The 18,959-nt window shown below is 51.4% G+C and carries 20 protein-coding genes; 8 read left to right on the top strand and 12 right to left on the bottom strand.

The genetic code is table 11. The features are described from left to right. Window positions 1–13: 13 nt before the first annotated feature. The 3 genes from GW591_RS17810 to GW591_RS17800 form a co-directional block, all read right to left on the bottom strand. Window positions 14–1,783 (bottom strand): GMC family oxidoreductase, encoded by a 1,770-nt coding sequence (locus GW591_RS17810; protein ID WP_013577917.1) that lies wholly within the window; start codon window positions 1,781–1,783, stop codon window positions 14–16. 45 nt (window positions 1,784–1,828) lie between these two features. Then, window positions 1,829–2,554, bottom strand: coding sequence for a gluconate 2-dehydrogenase subunit 3 family protein (locus GW591_RS17805; RefSeq protein WP_013577916.1), 726 nt, complete (start codon window positions 2,552–2,554; stop codon window positions 1,829–1,831). 489 nt (window positions 2,555–3,043) lie between these two features. Then, window positions 3,044–4,066: a LacI family DNA-binding transcriptional regulator gene (locus GW591_RS17800; protein WP_049804370.1), complete on the bottom strand. Its 1,023-nt coding sequence runs from the start codon at window positions 4,064–4,066 to the stop codon at window positions 3,044–3,046. Between the two features lie 359 nt (window positions 4,067–4,425). Between GW591_RS17800 and GW591_RS17795 the strand changes: the two genes are divergently transcribed. The 6 genes from GW591_RS17795 to chbG all read left to right on the top strand — a co-directional run bounded on the left by GW591_RS17795 (window position 4,426) and on the right by chbG (window position 9,705). Continuing rightward, window positions 4,426–4,746 carry a PTS sugar transporter subunit IIB gene (locus tag GW591_RS17795; protein WP_013577914.1) on the top strand — a complete coding sequence of 107 codons (321 nt, stop codon included), beginning with the start codon at window positions 4,426–4,428 and terminating at the stop codon, window positions 4,744–4,746. A gap of 127 nt (window positions 4,747–4,873) precedes the next feature. Beyond that, window positions 4,874–6,232, top strand: coding sequence for a PTS N,N'-diacetylchitobiose transporter subunit IIC (gene chbC, locus GW591_RS17790; RefSeq protein WP_013577913.1), 1,359 nt, complete (start codon window positions 4,874–4,876; stop codon window positions 6,230–6,232). 65 nt (window positions 6,233–6,297) lie between these two features. Then, window positions 6,298–6,645: a PTS N,N'-diacetylchitobiose transporter subunit IIA gene (gene chbA, locus GW591_RS17785; protein WP_013577912.1), complete on the top strand. Its 348-nt coding sequence runs from the start codon at window positions 6,298–6,300 to the stop codon at window positions 6,643–6,645. 14 nt (window positions 6,646–6,659) lie between these two features. Continuing rightward, window positions 6,660–7,496: a transcriptional regulator ChbR gene (gene chbR, locus GW591_RS17780; RefSeq protein WP_013577911.1), complete on the top strand. Its 837-nt coding sequence runs from the start codon at window positions 6,660–6,662 to the stop codon at window positions 7,494–7,496. 60 nt (window positions 7,497–7,556) lie between these two features. Continuing rightward, on the top strand, window positions 7,557–8,900 hold the full coding sequence (locus GW591_RS17775; RefSeq protein WP_166861160.1) for a 6-phospho-beta-glucosidase: 1,344 nt from the start codon (window positions 7,557–7,559) through the stop codon (window positions 8,898–8,900). Between the two features lie 46 nt (window positions 8,901–8,946). Continuing rightward, a complete protein-coding gene (chbG, locus tag GW591_RS17770; RefSeq protein ID WP_014416574.1) occupies window positions 8,947–9,705 on the top strand; it encodes a chitin disaccharide deacetylase in 759 nt (252 codons plus the stop codon). A gap of 58 nt (window positions 9,706–9,763) precedes the next feature. On the opposite strand, the gene GW591_RS17765 is transcribed toward chbG, so the two are convergent. The 6 genes from GW591_RS17765 to GW591_RS17740 form a co-directional block, all read right to left on the bottom strand. Further along, entirely contained in the window at window positions 9,764–10,654 is an 891-nt protein-coding gene (locus tag GW591_RS17765) for an oxidoreductase (protein WP_014416573.1), read from the bottom strand. Between the two features lie 20 nt (window positions 10,655–10,674). After that, window positions 10,675–11,502: a DMT family transporter gene (locus GW591_RS17760; protein ID WP_153376360.1), complete on the bottom strand. Its 828-nt coding sequence runs from the start codon at window positions 11,500–11,502 to the stop codon at window positions 10,675–10,677. 75 nt (window positions 11,503–11,577) lie between these two features. Then, window positions 11,578–12,483 carry a transcriptional regulator GcvA gene (gene gcvA / locus GW591_RS17755; RefSeq protein ID WP_112151509.1) on the bottom strand — a complete coding sequence of 302 codons (906 nt, stop codon included), beginning with the start codon at window positions 12,481–12,483 and terminating at the stop codon, window positions 11,578–11,580. A gap of 121 nt (window positions 12,484–12,604) precedes the next feature. Continuing rightward, window positions 12,605–14,485 carry an amidohydrolase gene (locus GW591_RS17750; protein ID WP_013577905.1) on the bottom strand — a complete coding sequence of 627 codons (1,881 nt, stop codon included), beginning with the start codon at window positions 14,483–14,485 and terminating at the stop codon, window positions 12,605–12,607. A 14-nt stretch (window positions 14,486–14,499) separates the two neighbouring features. After that, a complete protein-coding gene (locus GW591_RS17745) occupies window positions 14,500–15,066 on the bottom strand; it encodes an antibiotic biosynthesis monooxygenase (RefSeq protein WP_037033130.1) in 567 nt (188 codons plus the stop codon). Window positions 15,067–15,184: 118 nt separating this feature from the next. Beyond that, a complete protein-coding gene (locus GW591_RS17740; protein ID WP_013577903.1) occupies window positions 15,185–15,601 on the bottom strand; it encodes a winged helix-turn-helix transcriptional regulator in 417 nt (138 codons plus the stop codon). A 120-nt stretch (window positions 15,602–15,721) separates the two neighbouring features. Here GW591_RS17740 and GW591_RS17735 point away from each other — a divergent pair, with 120 nt between their 5' ends. After that, window positions 15,722–16,579 carry an SDR family oxidoreductase gene (locus GW591_RS17735; protein ID WP_166861156.1) on the top strand — a complete coding sequence of 286 codons (858 nt, stop codon included), beginning with the start codon at window positions 15,722–15,724 and terminating at the stop codon, window positions 16,577–16,579. A 59-nt stretch (window positions 16,580–16,638) separates the two neighbouring features. On the opposite strand, the gene GW591_RS17730 is transcribed toward GW591_RS17735, so the two are convergent. Continuing rightward, a complete protein-coding gene (locus GW591_RS17730) occupies window positions 16,639–16,896 on the bottom strand; it encodes a biofilm/acid-resistance regulator YmgB/AriR (RefSeq protein ID WP_013577901.1) in 258 nt (85 codons plus the stop codon). Window positions 16,897–17,398: 502 nt separating this feature from the next. Here GW591_RS17730 and GW591_RS17725 point away from each other — a divergent pair. After that, window positions 17,399–17,935, top strand: a complete 537-nt coding sequence (locus GW591_RS17725; protein ID WP_041673448.1) for a P-loop NTPase family protein — start codon at window positions 17,399–17,401, stop codon at window positions 17,933–17,935. Here the strand turns inward: GW591_RS17725 and idi are convergent. Together idi and GW591_RS17715 are read right to left on the bottom strand one after the other, a co-directional pair. Then, the gene (gene idi, locus GW591_RS17720; protein ID WP_013577899.1) at window positions 17,888–18,421 is read right to left on the bottom strand and encodes an isopentenyl-diphosphate Delta-isomerase; all 534 of its coding nucleotides are present in this window, start codon (window positions 18,419–18,421) and stop codon (window positions 17,888–17,890) included. The two genes, GW591_RS17725 and idi, sit on opposite strands and share 48 nt — an antisense overlap. Before the next feature lie 268 nt (window positions 18,422–18,689). Continuing rightward, window positions 18,690–18,860, bottom strand: coding sequence for a hypothetical protein (locus tag GW591_RS17715; RefSeq protein ID WP_153376364.1), 171 nt, complete (start codon window positions 18,858–18,860; stop codon window positions 18,690–18,692). Window positions 18,861–18,959: the final 99 nt, after the last annotated feature.

Raw genomic sequence — 18,959 nt, 5'->3', positions numbered from 1 at the left:
TGTTCATCTCCGCTTATGCCTGAACCAGTGGACCAGGGTTTTTCAGGTACTGATCTTTAATCGCCTGCGCCGCCATCAGGGTGATCGCACCAATGGTATCCGTCGGGTTAGCCTGGAAGTTTTGCGGGAAAGCGTTACCGCCCGGCACAAATACGTTATGCACATCCCAGCTTTGCAGGAACTTGTTCAGCGCCGAGGTTTTCGGGTTATCGCCCATCACCGCGCCGCCCACGTTGTGGGTAGAGACGTATTTGGTCAGGTCAAAGTGCGCGTCCATCGGCAGGAAGCTTTCGCTGTAACTGTCCGGGTTCAGCTCTTTGGTGATATTGCCCACGATGCCTTTCAGATATTGCTGCAATTTGAGTTCGTTCTGTTTCCAGTCGAAGGTCATACGCAGCAGCGGATAGCCATATTCATCTTTGTAATTCGGATCCAGATCCAGATAAATATCGCGGTAAGACTGGCAGGTGGTGGTGATGCTGATTTTCATCGAATGGCCGTACCATTCTTCCATGCCTTCTTTCCAGCCGGTGCCCCACGCAGGCGTGCCTTTTGGCAGCGAGGTGCTGATTGGCGTGCCGGTGGCCTGCGAACTGTGAATTTTCGCACCGCCGATAAAGCCAAGGGAAGGGCCGTCGAAGTTGCCCGGAGAGATATCGTTGAACATCTGGCCGGTGGCGCCTGCGGTGGCAAACGGATTGAAGTTTTTGTCTTTGAAGAACAGCGTCGAACCGCCGTTACTGAGGAACGCATAGTTGCGGCCAATCACGCCTTCTTCGGTGATCGGATTGTAAGGCTTGCCGATCCCGGACAGCAGCATCAGCCGCACGTTGCAGAACTGGAAGCTGCTCAGTACCACGATTTTCGCTGGCTGGAAGCACTCGTTGCCGTCTGCATCCATGTAGATCACGCCTTTGGCGGTTTTCTTATCATCATGCAGTTCGACTTTCAGCACATTGGCATGCACTTCATAAGAGAAGTTATCCATGCGTTTCAGCGCGTCCATCACCGCCGTTTGCGGCGACGCTTTCGAGTAGTTCAGGCACGGGTATTTACTGCAATAACCGCAGTAGTTACACGGCGCGATCTGGTTGCCGTACGGGTTAGTCCAGGCGCGGGACACGCAGGCTGACGGGTTCGGGAACGGGTGGTAGCCCATTTTTTTGGTGACTTCAGCAAACATGCTGCTGTTGAGCGTGTCTTCCAGCGCAGGCAGCGGATACGGCTCGGAACGTGGCCCTTCGAACGGATCCCCGCCTTCCATAATCTGACCGCGCAGGTTACCGGTTTTGCCGGACTGACCGCAGATATGCTCAAACTTAGTGTAATACGGCTCAATTTCATCCCAGGAGAAAGGGAAATCCATGATCCGCATGTCTTCCTGCAGGATGCCTGGTTTGTAGGCTTCGTCAGCGTAAGTTTTGAGTTTTAAATCGGTCGGCGTCGGGCGAATCAATACCGCCGTCCAGTGCAGACCGGAACCACCCACGCCGGTACCCGGCGCGAATGCACCCCATTTACGGGTTGGCAGGGCGGTTTCACTCATGTTGTAACGCACGGTGACAGCGGCTTCAGCCGGCGTCGCCATGACTTTATTGCGTACCGCGTAGGCATATTCGTCCGCCGGTTTCGGGTAAGCAAATTCTTCGTAGCCGCGATCGCCGCCACGTTCGAGCGCACGAACGGTCAGGCCCGCCATCGCCAGCTCGATACTCATCAGCGAGCCAGCCCAGCCGAGGCCGACAACAACGACGTCGACTTCTGGTTTAGTTACTTTTGCCATCTTTAATCCTGTCAGTCATCAGAAAACGGTAATAGGGCGAGGCACTCAGGCACGCGCGCCCTGCAGGCTCACAGGCCCCAGCGGATACGGGACATTGTGCTGCTTAACCCACTCAGTGAAACTGGCGCGTGCGCCGGGGAAGCCGATGGCAATCCACGCCTTCATCCCTTTGTTCCCGCCGTAGATCGGGTCTGCCAGATAGCCGTGTTTGGTGTCTGAAAGCAGTTCGCTGAAGAATTGCGAGGCGACAAGATTTTCTTCGCCCGCATCGGCAAATTTGATGCCGTTTTTCTGCAACTGCGTCAGCACATTGTCTTTGTCCTGATCGGCCAGTTCATGGAAGGCTTTCTGATGATTTTGCTGACACCAGGCGTTCGCAATACGAATGCCGGTTTTGTAGATTTGCTGCGGACGGAACGGGATCTGATACCCCATCGTCGCCGGAGCATGCACGTTGAACGGGCCCTGCATATAGATTTCTTCGCCGAAATCGCCGTGCATTTGCTGATCGATAAAAATCGGCACATTGGTTTCGAGTGCGCCCGGTGCTTTGCCTTTGCCACCCGCAGGGATCAGGCGGTCAGCGGCGGCCATAATAAACTGCCACTCATCGGCGCTGAAAAATATCGGTTTATATTCGAGTAAATCCGGGGCAGCCATTTCTGCAGCTTGTGCCGCTGACAGCCCTTTCATCATGATGGTCCCGACAGGCAAAGCCATCAGCGACCCAAGTAAAAACTTGCGACGGGTTGTTTTTTTTTGAAGGAGCATAGAATTACGACTCTCACATGCCTGATGTTAAGTTTGGGTTAATTATTATTATTTTTTGGGTACAAATCGATAATATCACCGCTACATCTAAAATAAATGAATAAATTCCCCATGAACTATAAGGCGGGAAATGCATTAAGGAGTTCCACAGGTTTAATTTGATTTAAAGTCTCATTAAATCAATGAGATATTGATTGTTTTTATTGTGAATGGCTAAGGGGGAAATAGCATTGTTTATCAAAGTATTCTTCATGATTTTGTGGGTAGAATTTAGATCAATATAATTCCGTACGGAAAGTTTCTGTTATTTGTTGTTATGAATGTTAGCTAACATTTTTAACAAATAAGAATGAGTTTCAATTGTCAGGGTTATTTATAACCGGGAAAAATATAAAGTTGAATTAATTACGCGGACAACTCACTCCCCTGCGAAGGGGAGGGTTGGGGTGGAGTATTATGGTTAAAACAAAAGCTGAAGTGTGCAAGGCGCTAAGCTGATTCCCGAATAACCAGTTTGTAACCCATATCAACAATAGGTTCCTCAACCGCGATGCCTTCAATTTTATCCGCCAGCATATCTGCCGCGCGGATGCCTAAATCCCATTTTTCGACGCTGACGGTGGTAATGGCAGGGCGGTTATGGGCGGCAAAATTCAGGTCCGCGAAACCGATCACCGAGAAATCATCCGGCACGCGTAAACCCTGCGATTCGGCTTCCATGATTGCGCCCTGCGCCAGGGTGTCGGAGCTGCAAATGATGGCGTCAAAGCGGTGATCGCTGGCGAGCAGTTGGCGCAATGCCTGGCGTCCGACTTCCATATTCGCCGGACGGGAAACAATCACTTCTTTAATGTCGTGCTCAGGAATGGCCCGCAACACGCTGATTGCCCCGTTTTTACGCACCATTGCGCGGCGATCGGAAGCACAGATAAAGCCAAAACGCCTGAAGCCTTTGCCGAGGAAATAGTCACCGATGGCATTGCCGACTTTTTCGTGCGAGAAGCCAATCAGCATGTCAATCGGTGTGGGCGTTAAATCCCAGATTTCTACTACCGGGATATTGGCGTTAAGAATGATTCTTTTCAGTTCCGACGTGTGATGAATGCCGGTCAGCACAATCCCGTCCGGTCGACGCGAAAGCAGGGTGGCGACAATATCGGTTTCATCTTCCGGCTCATAGCCGACAATACACAACAGCATGTGATAACCCCGTGCCGCCAGTTGGTCGCTGATGGCCTGCACGGTATCAACAAACATATTGTTGTTAATCTGCGGCACGACGACGGCAATGAGTTTCGTGCGGCTGGTCGCCAGACCACCGGCCAGCATATTGGGGATGTAACCGGTACTTCTCACGGCTTCCATCACGCGGGCAATGGTCGCCGGGCGCACGACTTTGGGATTGTTTAAGGCGCGGCTGACCGTCATGGGTGAAAGGCTGGCGGCCTGAGCAACATCTTCGAGCGTAGCCGTACGGGAACGGCCTTTCTGAGCATTTATTTTATTATTCAAAGCATTGACCACTGAATTATGGCGTCAAAATAGTAATGTTTGCGCAATCATTGCCAGTTTCTCATATTGTCCCCTGCTTGGGTAAGTGTAAATGTTAACTTCTTGTTGCGTGGCCGTGCGTCTTTATCTTATTTATCCTCGCGAGTTATTTACCCAAAACGTGAAGGGAGTCATAAGGGATGGTCAAGGAGAGACAATTTCTATAAGTTCCGAATTATCGCGCCCTGAAGTGATGCCGTATACTGCTTTCAGGCAGAGACGATTCGTTATCTTCAATTTATTTGCTCTGAATACATTCTCGCAGGTGAAGGAAAAACCGTTGCCTGAGCTGCAATTTATCGGGATATGAGGGTTTTATCATGGAAAAGAAAGTCATTTATTTGTTTTGCTCCGCCGGAATGTCAACCTCGTTACTGGTTTCTAAAATGAAGGTTCAGGCTGAGAAGTATGAGGTCCCGGTCATTATCGAAGCATTTCCTGAAACACTGGCTGCAGAGAAAGGTGCGGCAGCCGATGTCGTTCTGCTTGGGCCGCAAATTGCCTATATGCTGGATGAAATTAAAAAAGTCTTGCCGGGTAAACCAGTTGAAGTGATCGATTCTGGCCTGTACGGCAAAATTGACGGGTTAGGTGTTCTGAAAGCAGCCGTTGCTGCGATCAAAAAAGCAGCAGCGCAGTGATCTTACGTTTTTCCTTATTTTAAAATTGAACGTCTTTATATTGAAATTTTTAAGTCAAAGAGAACTCCAGTCAAAGAGCGAATTTCTTCCCCTGGCCGCCAGATGGCGGCATTAAAGGAAAATACCAATGAGCAAAGCCATTGATTCACTTGAAAAGATACTTCTTCCTTTTGCCGTTAAAATAGGTAAACAACCGCATATTAATGCCATTAAAAATGGCTTCATAAAACTCATGCCGCTGACCCTCGCGGGTGCCATGTTCGTTTTAATTAATAACGTATTCCTGAACTTTGGTGCCGGTTCTTTCTTTTATTCTTTAGGCGTGCGCTTAGACCCGTCAACTATCGATACGCTGGCCGGTCTGAAAACCATCGGTATTAATGTTTATAACGGTACGCTCGGTATTATGTCGCTGATGGCGCCATTCTTTATTGGCATGGCATTAGCGGAAGAACGTAAAGTTGATTCCCTCTCCGCCGGTTTATTAGCCGTTGCAGCCTTTATGACCGTGACGCCATACAGCGTCGGTGAAGCTTATGCGGTGGGCGCAAACTGGTTAGGTGGCGCGAATATTATTTCCGGTATGGTAATAGGTCTGGTTGTCGCAGAAATGTTCACCTTTGTGATTCGCCGCAACTGGGTCATTACCTTGCCGGCGAGTGTGCCGTCTTCGGTTTCCCGATCCTTCTCCGCGTTAATTCCGGGCTTTATTATTCTGTTTATCTTCGGGGTTATTTCCTGGTTACTCGGATTATATGGCCACAACTTCCACCAGATTATTATGGATTCAATTTCCAAACCTCTGGCGGCAATGGGCAGCGTGGTTGGCTGGGCGTACGTGATTTTCAACTCACTGCTGTGGTTCTTTGGTGTACACGGATCTCTGGCGCTGACCGCGCTCGACAACGGCATCATGACCCCGTGGGCGCTTGAAAATATCGCGCTGTACACCGAATACGGTTCCGTGAGTGCCGCGATTGATGCAGGGAAAACCTTCCACTTCTGGGCCAAACCGATGCTGGATTCCTACATCATGCTGGGCGGTTCCGGTGCAACCCTCGGGCTTATCATCGCCATCTTTATCGCCTCACGCCGTGCCGATCATCGTCAGGTGGCCAAGCTGGCACTGCCGTCAGGTATCTTCCAGATTAACGAGCCCATCCTGTTTGGTCTGCCGATTATCATGAACCCGGTGATGTTTATCCCCTTCGTGCTGGTTCAGCCGATTCTGGCCGCCATCACGATCGCCGCGTACAGCATGGGTATCATTCCTCCGGTCACTAACCTGGCGCCGTGGACCATGCCGACCGGGCTTGGCGCTTTCTTTAACAGTAACGGCAGCATCGCGGCACTGCTCGTCGCATTGTTCAATCTCGGTATTGCCACGCTGGTGTACATGCCATTCGTGATCTTGTCTAACAAGGCGCAGGCGATTATTGAAGAAGAAGAAAGCGAAGAAGACATTGCCGCTTCACTGAAATTTTAATCTGAACGGAGGGCGGGCAGAGGCCATCTTCCCGCCGTTATCCGGCCAATCATGGAGAGACAGAGATGATGGATTTAGACAGCATTGTTGAAACTGAAAGCGAAATGCAGGATCTCGAAGAAGTGGTGATGGGGTTGATCATCAACTCCGGACAAGCACGCAGCCTGGCTTACGCGGCGCTCAAAAAAGCCAAAGAAGGTGATTTTGAGCAGGCGCGTTCGGTGATGGCGCAGTCAAAAATGGCGCTGAATGAAGCGCATCTGGTGCAGACTCAACTGATTGAAGGCGATCAGGGCGAAGGAAAAACCAAAGTCAGCCTGGTGCTGGTGCATGCACAAGATCACCTGATGACGTCAATGCTGGCCCGCGAACTGATTGCGGAACTCATTGAGCTTCATGAAAAAATAAAATAACGTAGGGAGCCATAATGCAGCCACCGGTACTGAGCATGGAAATCAAGACAGCGCGCGAAAATCAACTCTTCGACGGTCAGAATTTCCACATGTTCATCTACAACAAAGTAGAAAGCATTTCCGGGCTGCATGAACATGATTACTACGAATTTACAGTGGTGCTGACCGGCCGGTATTACCAGAACGTCAATGGTAAACGGGTGTTGTTAGAACGCGGCGATTTTGTCTTTATCCCTCTGGGATCCCATCACCAAAGTTTCTATGAATTCGGTGCGACGCGGATATTAAATGTCGGGATCAGCAAAGCGTTCTTCGAGCAACACTATTTATCTTTACTGCCATCCCGTTTTGTGGCGTCACAGGTTTATCAGATCAAGACTGAATTTCTGGCTTATATAGAATCTGTGATCGCTTCTCTTAATTTCAGGAACGGGGAATTTAATGAGTTTCTGGAAATGGTGACGTTTTATATTGTGAACCGTTTACGCCATCACAGAGAATCAGAAATCACGACAGATGCGCCAGGCTGGCTTAAAAATACCATCGAAAAGATGCACGACAAAGCACAGTTTAGTGACAAAGCATTAACGAATATGGTGGCCCTTTCCGGCAAATCACAGGAATATCTCAGCCGTGCCACGCAGCGACATTATGGCAAAACACCGATGCAGATTATTAATGAAATCCGTATTGATTTTGCCAAAAAACAGCTGGAGATCACCAATTATTCGGTCACGGACATCGCGTTTGAATCCGGTTACAGCAGCCCGAGTATGTTTATTAAAAACTTTAAAAAGCTAACTTCTTTTACCCCCAATCATTACCGAAAGAAGTTATGCAGTATTAATTAAACCGAATCATTTATTTCTCTGTTTAAATTTGCAGTGCATTATTATTGCACGGGAGTTCCTATGCGTAAAAAACTGAAAGTCGTCACAATTGGTGGCGGAAGTAGTTATACCCCGGAATTACTGGAAGGCTTTATTAAACGCTACGATGAATTGCCTATTACCGAGTTATGGCTGGTCGATGTGGAAGCCGGAAAAGAGAAACAGGATATTATTTTCAATCTTTGCCAGCGTATGGTGGAACGTGCAGGTGTGCCGATTGTAATGCATAAAACGCTGGATCGCCGCGAAGCCTTGGTGGATGCCGATTTTGTCACCACGCAACTGCGTGTTGGCCAGCTCAAAGCACGCGAACTGGACGAACGTATTCCGCTCAGCCACGGTTATCTCGGGCAGGAAACCAACGGCGCTGGTGGCCTGTTCAAAGGCTTGCGTACCATTCCGGTGATTTTTGACATCATTAAAGCTGTCGAAGAGATCTGCCCGGACGCCTGGGTGATTAACTTCACCAACCCGGCCGGAATGGTAACGGAAGCGGTATTCCGGCACACCAGATTCAAGAAATTCATCGGCGTGTGTAACATCCCGGTTGGCATGAAAATGTTCATTCAGGATGTGCTGCAACTGACCCCGCAGGACGATTTATCCATCGACCTGTTTGGCCTGAACCACATGGTGTTCATTAAAGATGTTCTGGTCAACGGCGAATCACGTTTCGCCGAACTGCTCGACGGCGTCGCGTCCGGCACACTGACCGCCGGTTCGGTGAAAAACATCTTTGATTTACCGTTCAGCGAAAGCCTGATCCGCTCCCTGAATTTGCTGCCGTGTTCTTATCTGCTGTATTACTTTAAGCAGAAAGAGATGCTGGCGATTGAGATGGGGGAATTCTACAAAGGCGGTGCGCGCGCTACGGTGGTACAGAAGGTTGAAAAGCAGCTGTTCGATCTGTACAAAAACCCTGATCTGAACGTCAAACCGAAAGAACTGGAATTGCGCGGCGGGGCCTATTATTCCGATGCCGCCTGCGAAGTGATCAGCGCAATTTACAACGACAAACAAACCGAGCAGTACGTCAATTTCCCGCATAACGGCCATATTGATAACATCCCGTCTGACTGGGCGGTGGAAATGACGTGCACCATCGGGCGTGACGGCGCAAAACCACACCCGCGTATCACGCATTTCGACGAAAAAGTGCTTGGCCTGATATACACCATCAAAGGCTTTGAGATTGCCGCCAGCAATGCCGCACTGAGCGGTGAATTCAATGATGTTCTGCTGGCGATGAACCTCAGCCCGCTGATCCATTCCGATAAAGATGCTGAGATACTGGCGCGCGAAATGTTGCTGGCACATGAAAAACTACTGCCAAATTTTGCTAACACCATTGCTGCGCTGAAATAAACCCACGGCCTTCCCTGAAAAGGGGAGGCGTTCAACCGGGACATTTATGGATAAATTACTGATAGTGAACGCCGATGATTTCGGGCTTTGTAAAGCGCAAAACTACGGGATCATCGACGCATTCAACCACGGTGTGGTGCGGTCGACGACGGCGATGGTGAATATGGCCGCTGCAGAACATGCCGCGGTGCTCAGCAAAGAAAATCCTGATCTTGCCGTCGGCATGCATTTCGTGCTGACGCTCGGACGTCCCTTGTCATCCATGCCGGGGCTGGCCCGCGACGGTGAACTGGGAAAATGGATTTGGGAAATGGCAGAGCAGGGCACGTTACCGCTTGATGAAATCGCGCAGGAACTGCAATGCCAGTTCGGGCGTTTTGTGTCTCTGTTTGGCCGTTTGCCGACACATCTCGACAGTCATCATCATGTGCATATGTTCCCGCAGATTTTCCCGATCGTGGAAGCGTTCGCGAAAGATCAGGGCATTCCTGTACGCATCGATCGTGACGAGATCCGCCGGGGCAACATTGCGCTGTGTGGCGCGAAGAGTACCGACGGTTTCGACAGCAGTTTCTACGGAGAGACGGTTTCAGAAGCCCTGTTTGTGCAAACGCTGGACAACGCCACGCAGCGCGGTGACCGCTCGGTGGAAATCATGACCCATCCGGCGTTTATCGATAACACCCTTCTGGCGAGCAAATATTGCTATCCGCGCCTGGCGGAGCTGGATGTACTGACGTCGGCCTCGCTCAAAACTGCGATAACTGAACGCGGATTCCGGCTGGGATCGTTTAAGGATTTATAAGCTGTAATACGTAAAGCCCGCCGCTGGCATGACGCCTGCGGCGGGCTTTTTATTGGCGTCAGCCCGGCCCCTCACTTCCTGCCGCCAGCAGCGGTACCAGAATGTCGCTAACGGGCGTAGGAATACCCCGCGCGAGACCGTAACGCTGTATGACACCGTTGCGTATATCCCATTCCAGCGGGCGGTTAGCCTGGCGGTCGGCGAGAATAGAAGTGCCCAGGTCCGCGGGCGCACGATGAAAACCGTCAACGATCTCTTGCGGAACGTTATCGCTGAGTACCGCACCTTCCGCACGCGCGACAGTCAGACACTCACGCAGATAAGCCAGTGCCAGTTGCGTGATATCCCCGCGTGAGAACATTCCGGCACGGCGGTTAGAGAGAACCATCAGACCCGCGACCGCATTTTGCAGCAATTTGCGCCATGCGATCGTGAGGAAATCGGATGATAATTCAACCGTACAACGTGTGCCGCTGAGCGCATCAGCGATCCGTTTTGCCTGCGGCACATCCGGCAGCGTAAGACGCGGTTTTGCGCGCAGCCGGACAGAGGCATCCGGCTCACGTTGTGCTGGAAACCAAACAACGGAAGGCAGTACTGTTGCTCCGTTGACGTAGGGTTCCAGCGAGGTTTTCTGTTCGACGCCGTTTTGCAGTGCACAGACAACGGTATTTTTATCGCACAATGCGGTAAGCCAGCCGGCGCTGTCAGCCACCTGTGTGGTTTTCACCGCAACAAAAACCAGATCACACGGAGAGTGGACCTTCGACGGATTGATTAATACCGGGCCTGGCACCACCACCTCGCCGTCATCATGACGCAGAATTAATTGCGGATGCGCAGTGCGCCCGCAAAGCAGCGGCGTGCGGTTAACTTCATGCAGTGCTGCAGCGATGGTCGTACCAATCGCACCGGGACCTATCAGAGCAATAGCAGGGCGGTCAGACATCTCGAGTTCTCCTGATTTGATTAACCTATCAACAGTGTGCCGGTAGCAATTACCGCACACGCCAGCATTTTTCTCAGTGTCAGTGTTTCACCAAGAAACAGATAACCCAGAACGGCGGCAAACAGCACACTGGTTTCGCGCAGCGCGGAGACGGCGCCCATGGGGGCGGCCACCATGGCATAAATGATCATGCCGTAGGCCAGCAGCGACACCACACCCCCTGCCGCCGCACTGAGTAAACCGGGCCGCCAGCGCAGTAAACTTTTCGTGTCGCGCAGGGCGATATAAAGCGCTGGCATCAGTACTCCCCATAACATGCTCATCCACACGGTATAGGAAAACGAATTGCCGGAGACACGCACGCCAATACCATCCACTACGCTGTATGCCGCGATAAAAGCGCCGGTGGCCAGGGGATATTTCAGGCCCGGTATCGCCAGTTTACGGCTTCTCATGGCAAGCATCAGAATACCGCCAGAAATTAGCGCGATGCCGACAAGGGTGTTGAAGGCGATCTTTTCCCCGGCGAACAGAGCTGCGCCACAGGTCACCATTAGCGGCGAAGAACCGCGCGCAATCGGGTAGGTTTGCCCGAGATCACCGCTTTGATAACTGCGTATTAAACACAGGTTGTAACCGACATGCAGCAGGCCCGATAACACTGCATACTTCGCGCTCGCGAAGTCAGGAAGTGGCAGAAACAGCGCGATAACCCCGCAGGTAACGGCAATCGTCACGCACATGATGGTCATCGACCACAACCGGTCAGTTCCGCTGCGTAATAAGGCGTTCCAGCTGGCGTGCAGCAGGGCGGCGAATAAGGTCAGAAAAATAATATGAGCGGGCATGTACTGATGCTAAACAGCCTGTGCCCGGATTAACAGTGAAGTGTTGTCATCGTGGTATGAGCAATAACTCATACTTCAACGGTAACTGCGCTGCGCCTGCTGTGATTCGGCCAGCAGCCAGTTACGGAATTTCAGGATGTGCGGCTGTGTCTCGATGCCTTCCGGACAGACAAAGTAATAGGCGGCCGGAGAGGGGAAAACGACGTCAAAGAGCCTGACCAGACTGCCATCATGGATTTCTTTTTCAACGTGACCGCTGCGCGCTAACGCAATGCCCTGACCCAGTAACGCGGCTTCGATCGTCATATTTGTGTCGGCGAAGCGCACGCTTTCGTGCAGTACATCAGTATTTACGCCGACCTGCTTAAACCAGGCATCCCATTTCGGTACCAGATCAGCCCCGTCACGCGTCAGCAGCGGAAAACGCAGCAGTTCAGCAGGTTCAGCGGGTATACCAAAACCGGCTAAGAATGCGGGGCTGGCAACGGGAAATAATTGTTCGCGAAACATAAACTCTGTATGCAGCGCCGCATAATTACCGTGTCCGAAACGGATCGCTACATCGGAATCTGCGCTGGCGAAGTTAATAGCTTTATCGGTACTTTCCAGCGAGACCAGAATTTCCGGATGCAAACGTGCTAATTCCGGCAGGCGCGGTAACAGCCACTTTAACGCGAAAGAATAGGTGGTGCTGACACGCAGCCGCACCCGTCCTTTTTGTTCACGCAGATCGGCAAGTGTCGTTTCAAGCTTACTAAAGAATTCCCGTACCAGAGGGGCAAGCGCTGCACCGGCAGGCGTCAGGCTCAGTGTTTTACCACGCTGAAAAAGCTGCAGGCCCCAGCTATCTTCCAGTTTTTTCAACTGATGGCTGACCGCACTTTGTGTAATAAACAACTCCTCTGCGGCTGAGGTAAACGTCGTGTGGCGGGTGGCGACTTCAAAGGCGCGAAGTGTGGCTGTAGGGGGAAGGTCACGCATCATTCAGTTCCTGTTAATGAGCTAATGCTCATAACAGGGTATGCCGGAGCGTGTGCAAAAGATACGGTGACAGAAAAAAATGGCCTGCAATGCAGGCCATTTTCATGTCGTTCTCAACGGGTCAGAACGAGAAGCACGAACATCCTAACGCACCCCAGAAAGCGTTGTCATCGGACACCGGGACATCAGAACCACGGGCAATATCATGGCTGTGTTTATGCACGCCACACGGGCCGACGCACTGATGCCCCTGACGAACCAGCCCGACGCGCGCTGCACCTTGTGGCGGCGCAGAGCGGTAATGCCCAGGCACTGTGGTGACCGGCGACCAGTCCGGCAGCACCGGGATGGCTGGCGGCGCGAGCGGCGAGAAACTGCCTGCGGCGTAAACCACTTTGCCATCGACCACGGTCATCACCGATTCGATGCCCTTGATACGTTCTTCCTGCACGCTGAAGAAATCTTCGGAAAGAACGGCCAGATCGGCAAGTTGCCCGACTTTGATCTGACCTTTCTTGCCCTGTTCGCTGGAGAACCAGGAACTGCCCTGCGTCCACAGCATCAGCGCGGTTTCGCGGTCAATACGGGCGGCGTCGTCATACATCGCCATGCCGCCGACGGTGCGACCGGAAACCAGCCAGTACAGTGCCGTCCATGGGTTATAGCTGGCAACACGGGTCGCGTCGGTGCCCAACCCGACCGGCACGCCTGCGGACAACATTTTCGCCACCGGTGGCGTATGTTTGGTGGCCTCGATACCGTAGCGTTCAGCGAAGTATTCTCCCTGGAATGCCATACGGTGCTGTACCGCAATGCCGCCGCCCAGCGCTTTGACGCGCTCAATGTTGCGTTCGGTGATGGTTTCCGCATGGTCAAAGAACCAGTGCAGCCCGTTGAACGGGATATCGCTGTTCACTTTCTCAAAGACATCCAGCATCCGGCTGATCGACTCGTCATACGTGGCATGCAGGCGGAACGGCCAGCGGTGCTCCACCAGATGACGCACCACGCGTTCAAGTTCGACCTCCGTTCCCGGCGGTAAATCCGGACGCGGTTGCAGGAAATCTTCAAAGTCTGCGGCTGAAAATACCAGCATTTCGCCTGCACCGTTATGACGGTAGAAATCAGTGCCCTGGCCGGGTTTGAGCATGTCGGTCCACAGCTCGAAATCTTCCAGTTCATGTTGCGGACGCTGGGTAAACAGGTTGTAAGCAATACGTACCGTCAGTTGATTTTTCTGATGAAGCTCATCGATGATCTGATAATCCTCAGGGTAATTCTGGAAGCCGCCGCCTGCATCAATCGCGCTGGTGAGGCCGAGACGGTTCAGTTCACGCATAAACTGGCGGGTAGAGTTCACCTGCTGTTCCAGCGGCAGTTTCGGTCCTTTCGCCAGCGTTGAATATAAGATCATCGCGTTTGGCTTGGCGATCAGCATACCGGTCGGATTACCATTGCTGTCACGCTGAATTTCACCGCCTGGCGGATTGGGGGTGTCTTTGGTGTAGCCGACCACTTTGAGCGCGGCGCGGTTGAGCAATGCGCGGTCATATAAATGCAGGATAAACACTGGCGTATCGGGTGCGGCCTGATTAATTTCATCCAGCGTCGGCATGCGGCGTTCGGCAAACTGAAATTCAGTCCAGCCTCCTACCACGCGCACCCACTGCGGGCTTGGTGTCCGCAGCGCCTGTTCTTTCAGCATCCGCAGGGCATCGGCCAGTGAAGGCACGCCTTCCCAGCGCAATTCCAGGTTGTAATTCAGACCGCCACGGATCAGATGCAGGTGCGAGTCGTTCAGGCCCGGAATGGCGGTGTGTCCGTGCAAATCCACCACCTGCGTCTGCGCATCAGCAAACTGCATCACTTCATTTTCGGTACCGACAGCCAGGAATTTACCGTCTTTGATTGCGACAGCATTTGCCAGCGGTTTTTCTCTGTCAACGGTGTGGAATTTGCCGTTAAGCAGGATCAGTGAAGCAACATTATTTATTGAATTCATTGGAAAATCTCCTGTTATTGCGCGGAAGCGCGCGTCAGCCATGAATGGAACACTCGTGTAACGATTGGCATCCAGAGGAAAACCACCAGCCCTACGACCGTGGCGTCATTGAGTAAATGACCGCCTTCGGTGCCTTTAAGCTGTGGCAAAAACTGCCCCCAAAACCAGGGCACAATATGAGTCGATGGATAAATTACCCCCAATGTCAGCAGATACTGTTTCCAGCGGGCGGGCGGGCGGACATTCGCACTTGGCGGGGTGAACCAGAATTCGGCACCGGGACGCACCTCGGTGCTGTCGTTTTGCAACAACAGCGGGCTGACTTCCGCCACCAGTTGTTTACGCAGATCCGAGTTGTGCCATGCATTAAGATTTTCCAGCGTGTCGAAACGCACCAGAATGGTATAAGCATCGCCGCTGCGGCTCGGGCGGATGACGTTGACGCCAAGATGCCCCGGGAAGGTACTGGCCTGTGGCATAATTTTATTCAGCCAGGCTTCATATTGCGCTTCGCTGGCTGGCGCAATCTTATGGGTAATGACGAGCGTGACATGTTGCTTGTGGGTCTGGGACGGGGACATACATCACCTCAGCTGATTAAAATAAAAGGTTTTATCGAATCAATGAAATGATGTTAGTCGGTGGATAGAGTCAATGATAGGTGAGAATTTTTGGGGACTTGTTAAGTTTTTTTGTTAATTACTCTGCACCTACGATACGCAGGCTACGCTGTTTCATAACGCGATGCAGATTCGACTCCAGCCAGTCTGCAAGTCCGGCAACCTGATCTTTTACTTCGATGCCGAGGGGGGTCAGAGAATATTCCACATGCGGCGGCACCACCGGATAAGAACGGCGGTCGATGAAACCGTCTTCTTCGAGGGACTGTAAAGTCTGCGCCAGCATTTTTTCGCTGACACCGCCGACTTTGCGGCGCAGTTCGCTAAAGCGCAATGTGTTATCGCTGAGCGCGATCAGGATCAGTAATCCCCAGCGGCTGGTGATGTGACGCAGGATTTCGCGCGACGGGCAGTTGGGATTCAGGACTTCGCCCCGGCGGATTTGTTCTGACAGTGGCAAACGTTCAGCGGGTTGCTCAGAGGAAATTATTTTCATACTAACCTTAGGGTACGTACTTACGAAAAGTTAGTGTATCGCATAGGATGTGTTGACGGCGACATTTTTAGCGCCTTGAAAGCATAAATCATCTGTCGAATACTTTTTGGAGAAACCATTATGATCGCAATTACCGGTGCTACCGGCCAGTTAGGCCGCCTCGTTATTGCTGCACTTCTGAAAAAAGTGCCTGCTGATCAGATTATTGCCGCGGTGCGTAATCCGCAAAAAGCTCAGGATCTGGCAGATCTGGGTATTGACGTGCGTCAGGCCGATTACAGCCAGCCCGCCACACTGGATTCTGCGTTTAAAGGCGTCGAAAAACTGCTGCTGATTTCTTCCAGTGAAGTCGGTCAGCGCGAAGCACAACATAACGCGGTCATCGACGCAGCAAAACGTGCAGGCGTGAAACTGCTGGCATACACCAGCCTGCTTCATGCAGACGAAAGTCCGCTGGGACTGGGTGTTGAACACCGTGCGACCGAAAAAGCATTAAGCGAATCCGCCATTCCATTCGTGCTGTTGCGTAACGGCTGGTACACCGAAAACTATGCGGCGAGTATCGCCCCGGCGCTGTCGCATAACGCGTTTATTGGTTCAGTCGGTGAAGGAAAAATCTCTTCCGCTGCGCGCCAGGATTATGCTGAGGCCGCGGCGGCAGTACTGACGCAGGAAAATCAGGCCGGTAAAATCTACGAACTGGCCGGGGATGAAGCCTACACGCTGGCGGAATTCACTGCCGAAATTGCCCGTCAGTCCGGTAAAAAAGTTGATTATATCAACCTGCCGGAGGCGGAATTTGCCAAAGCGCTGCTTGGTGCCGGTTTACCGGAAGGTCTGGCGAATATGCTGGCAGATTCTGATGCAGGTGCAGAGAAAGGGGGCTTGTTTGATGATTCTCATACATTGAGCAAACTGATTGGTCGTCCGACCACGCCGGCTAAAGATGTGATCGCCGCGACACTGAAATCGCTTTAACAAAACAGTTATTGCGCTCCGGCCTGTTAACATCATCTTTAACAGGCCGGTAATATTTTTTAAATCACATCGTCCTGCGTGGAAAGTAACACCAGTTCCAGTAAGTTACGGCAACCTTGCTGATTACTGATGTTGGTCTCCTGTTCCAGATGGCGCACCAGACCTTCAATTATGGCCTTATTACTCACCGGATAGTGGCTGGAGAGAAGTCCTGAAACAACAGTCCCGAGGATCTCCACTTCGCTTAATGTCGGCGTTTCCCGCACATTTAAATAATCACTGATTTCTGTAACTGTTTGTTCTGCTTCGATTTGCATGTAGACCTCCTTAAACTTTTCAGCGGATTCGTCTCACGTGAAAAGTGCCTATTGCCAGTCAGAAAAGAGAGTATTGTGAAGTTTTTCTTCACAATTTCCGGCCCTGACTCATCTGATCGTTGTGTTGTGCATCACGAAAACCCCAGCCATGAAAAAAACCTTTGGAAGAAGGGAAATCCAATTTTTCTTCCAAAGGTCAGGCTGAATACGCCCGTAAAAGACGGACTAATGATGAAGCAGGGGTAACAGAAAGTTATACAAAGATTGCCAATCTGTACAGGTATGGCTGCAAGATATTTTAGATTTTGTTGCTAGCAATCGAAAAAAAGCACAAATAGTTCATCCATTCGCAGCGGCAATACATTCACACGACAACTAAGTTCTGTGCGTAATGGTTGCGGGCGTTAATTCATGTGCTTGTACAAGTGAAATATGTTGCGGCATAATATGCGCCCTTTTTTCAGGCCAGATGCAACATCCGGCAGCGGATAAGGATCATGTGGTGAAAATCAATGTTATTGGTACCAGCGGAAGCGGGAAATCAACGCTTGCGCGCAACATTTCTCAGAAACTGAATATTCCTTATATTGAACTGGATGCGCTGTTCTGGAAGCCGGACTGGCAGGGCACACCGGATGAAGAATTTTTTGCCCGTCTGACAGAAAAACTGGCGGCCAGTGACGGCTGGGTGATTGACGGAAATTACAAACGTACTCAGGCCGTAAAATGGCGCGAAATCGATATGATCGTGTGGGTGGATTATTCGTTCGGGCGCACGTTATATCAGGCGGTGAAACGCGCCGCCACGCGGGCATGGGCACAAAAGGAAATCTGGGCAGGAACGGGGAATCGCGAATCGTTTCGTAAAAGCTTCTTCAGCCGGGATTCAATTATTCTGTGGACGCTGAAAACTTACGCGAAAAATCGTCGCCAGTATCAGGCTTTGTTTAACGATCCTGACTGGCAGCATGTCCGCTTTGTGCGCCTCAGATCACCCCAGCAGACTGAGGTTTTCCTGCGTGATCTGGCCCAGTTGTAACACCATCCACGGGCTGAATGCCCAGGGTGTTGCCCGAACGCTGTTCAGCAAATCTTCCGGCTTAACCCACTGATAATCCATGACTTCAGAAGCACGCGGTACGGGGAGCTGGCGGGTGAAAGCGGCAAATATCGGGCAAAACTCGTTTTCGACAATCCCGGATGCATCGGTGGCACGATACTGAAATTCGTCAACCAGCGACGTGATTTGCTCCACGGATAAACCCAGTTCGTACTGACAGCGACGGCAAACTGCCGCCCGCAGGGATTCACCCGGCAGCGGGTGTCCGCAGACAGAATTGGTCCAGACGCCGGGCCAGGCCACTTTGCTCAGGGCGCGTCGTGTCAGCAGGATTTCGCCGCGATCGTTGTGAATATAGCAGGAAAATGCAAGATGCAAGGGTGTCTGGCCGGTATGCACCAGCGCTTTGTCCATGGTGCCCGCCGGTTGATTTTTACCATCAAGTAATACGACTTCTTCAATCATAAAAACTCCCGTTAGTCCTCCATCATAGACCCTGTATAACCTCCTTCCAACCGTTCACTCCCCGTTGACATCCATCCCCTGATGCGGCCTGAGTCAGACATCCTGATCGATGGCGGTGGTTTCGAGGGACGACAATAATTTTCGGTGTTGTTACGCATAGCTTCAACGATGCCACTACGGATGAGTTTGATGATATTCCGTGCATGTAAAAAACCCGGCATTTAGCCGTCTTATTCCATCCTGAGTTATACCAATCTATACATCCTGGTTATTCACCATAAGCGGTTCTTCCATGCATCACTGTATTGAATACCAGCCCGGCTTGCCGCCGGGCTTTGATTACTCTTTCTTTCTCAGTAAAAAGGCGACAAGCCAGATCAGTGAAATGTTCAACAGGAATGAAGTCAGATGGATAAAGGTCATAAAGATATTTGCCCATGATTCTTCTTTTATAAAACCTGTTTTTTCTGTCAAAAGTGAGTACGCGATATTTTCGGGTATTAAGGCGAAAATGGTGACGAGTATTACGACAAAAGAC

Origin of the sequence: Rahnella aceris, assembly GCF_011684115.1 — a bacterium.
Taxonomy (GTDB): Bacteria; Pseudomonadota; Gammaproteobacteria; order Enterobacterales; family Enterobacteriaceae; genus Rahnella; species Rahnella aceris.
The sequence above is the reverse complement of the archived record's forward strand: the minus strand, read 5'-3'. Positions and strand labels throughout refer to the sequence as shown.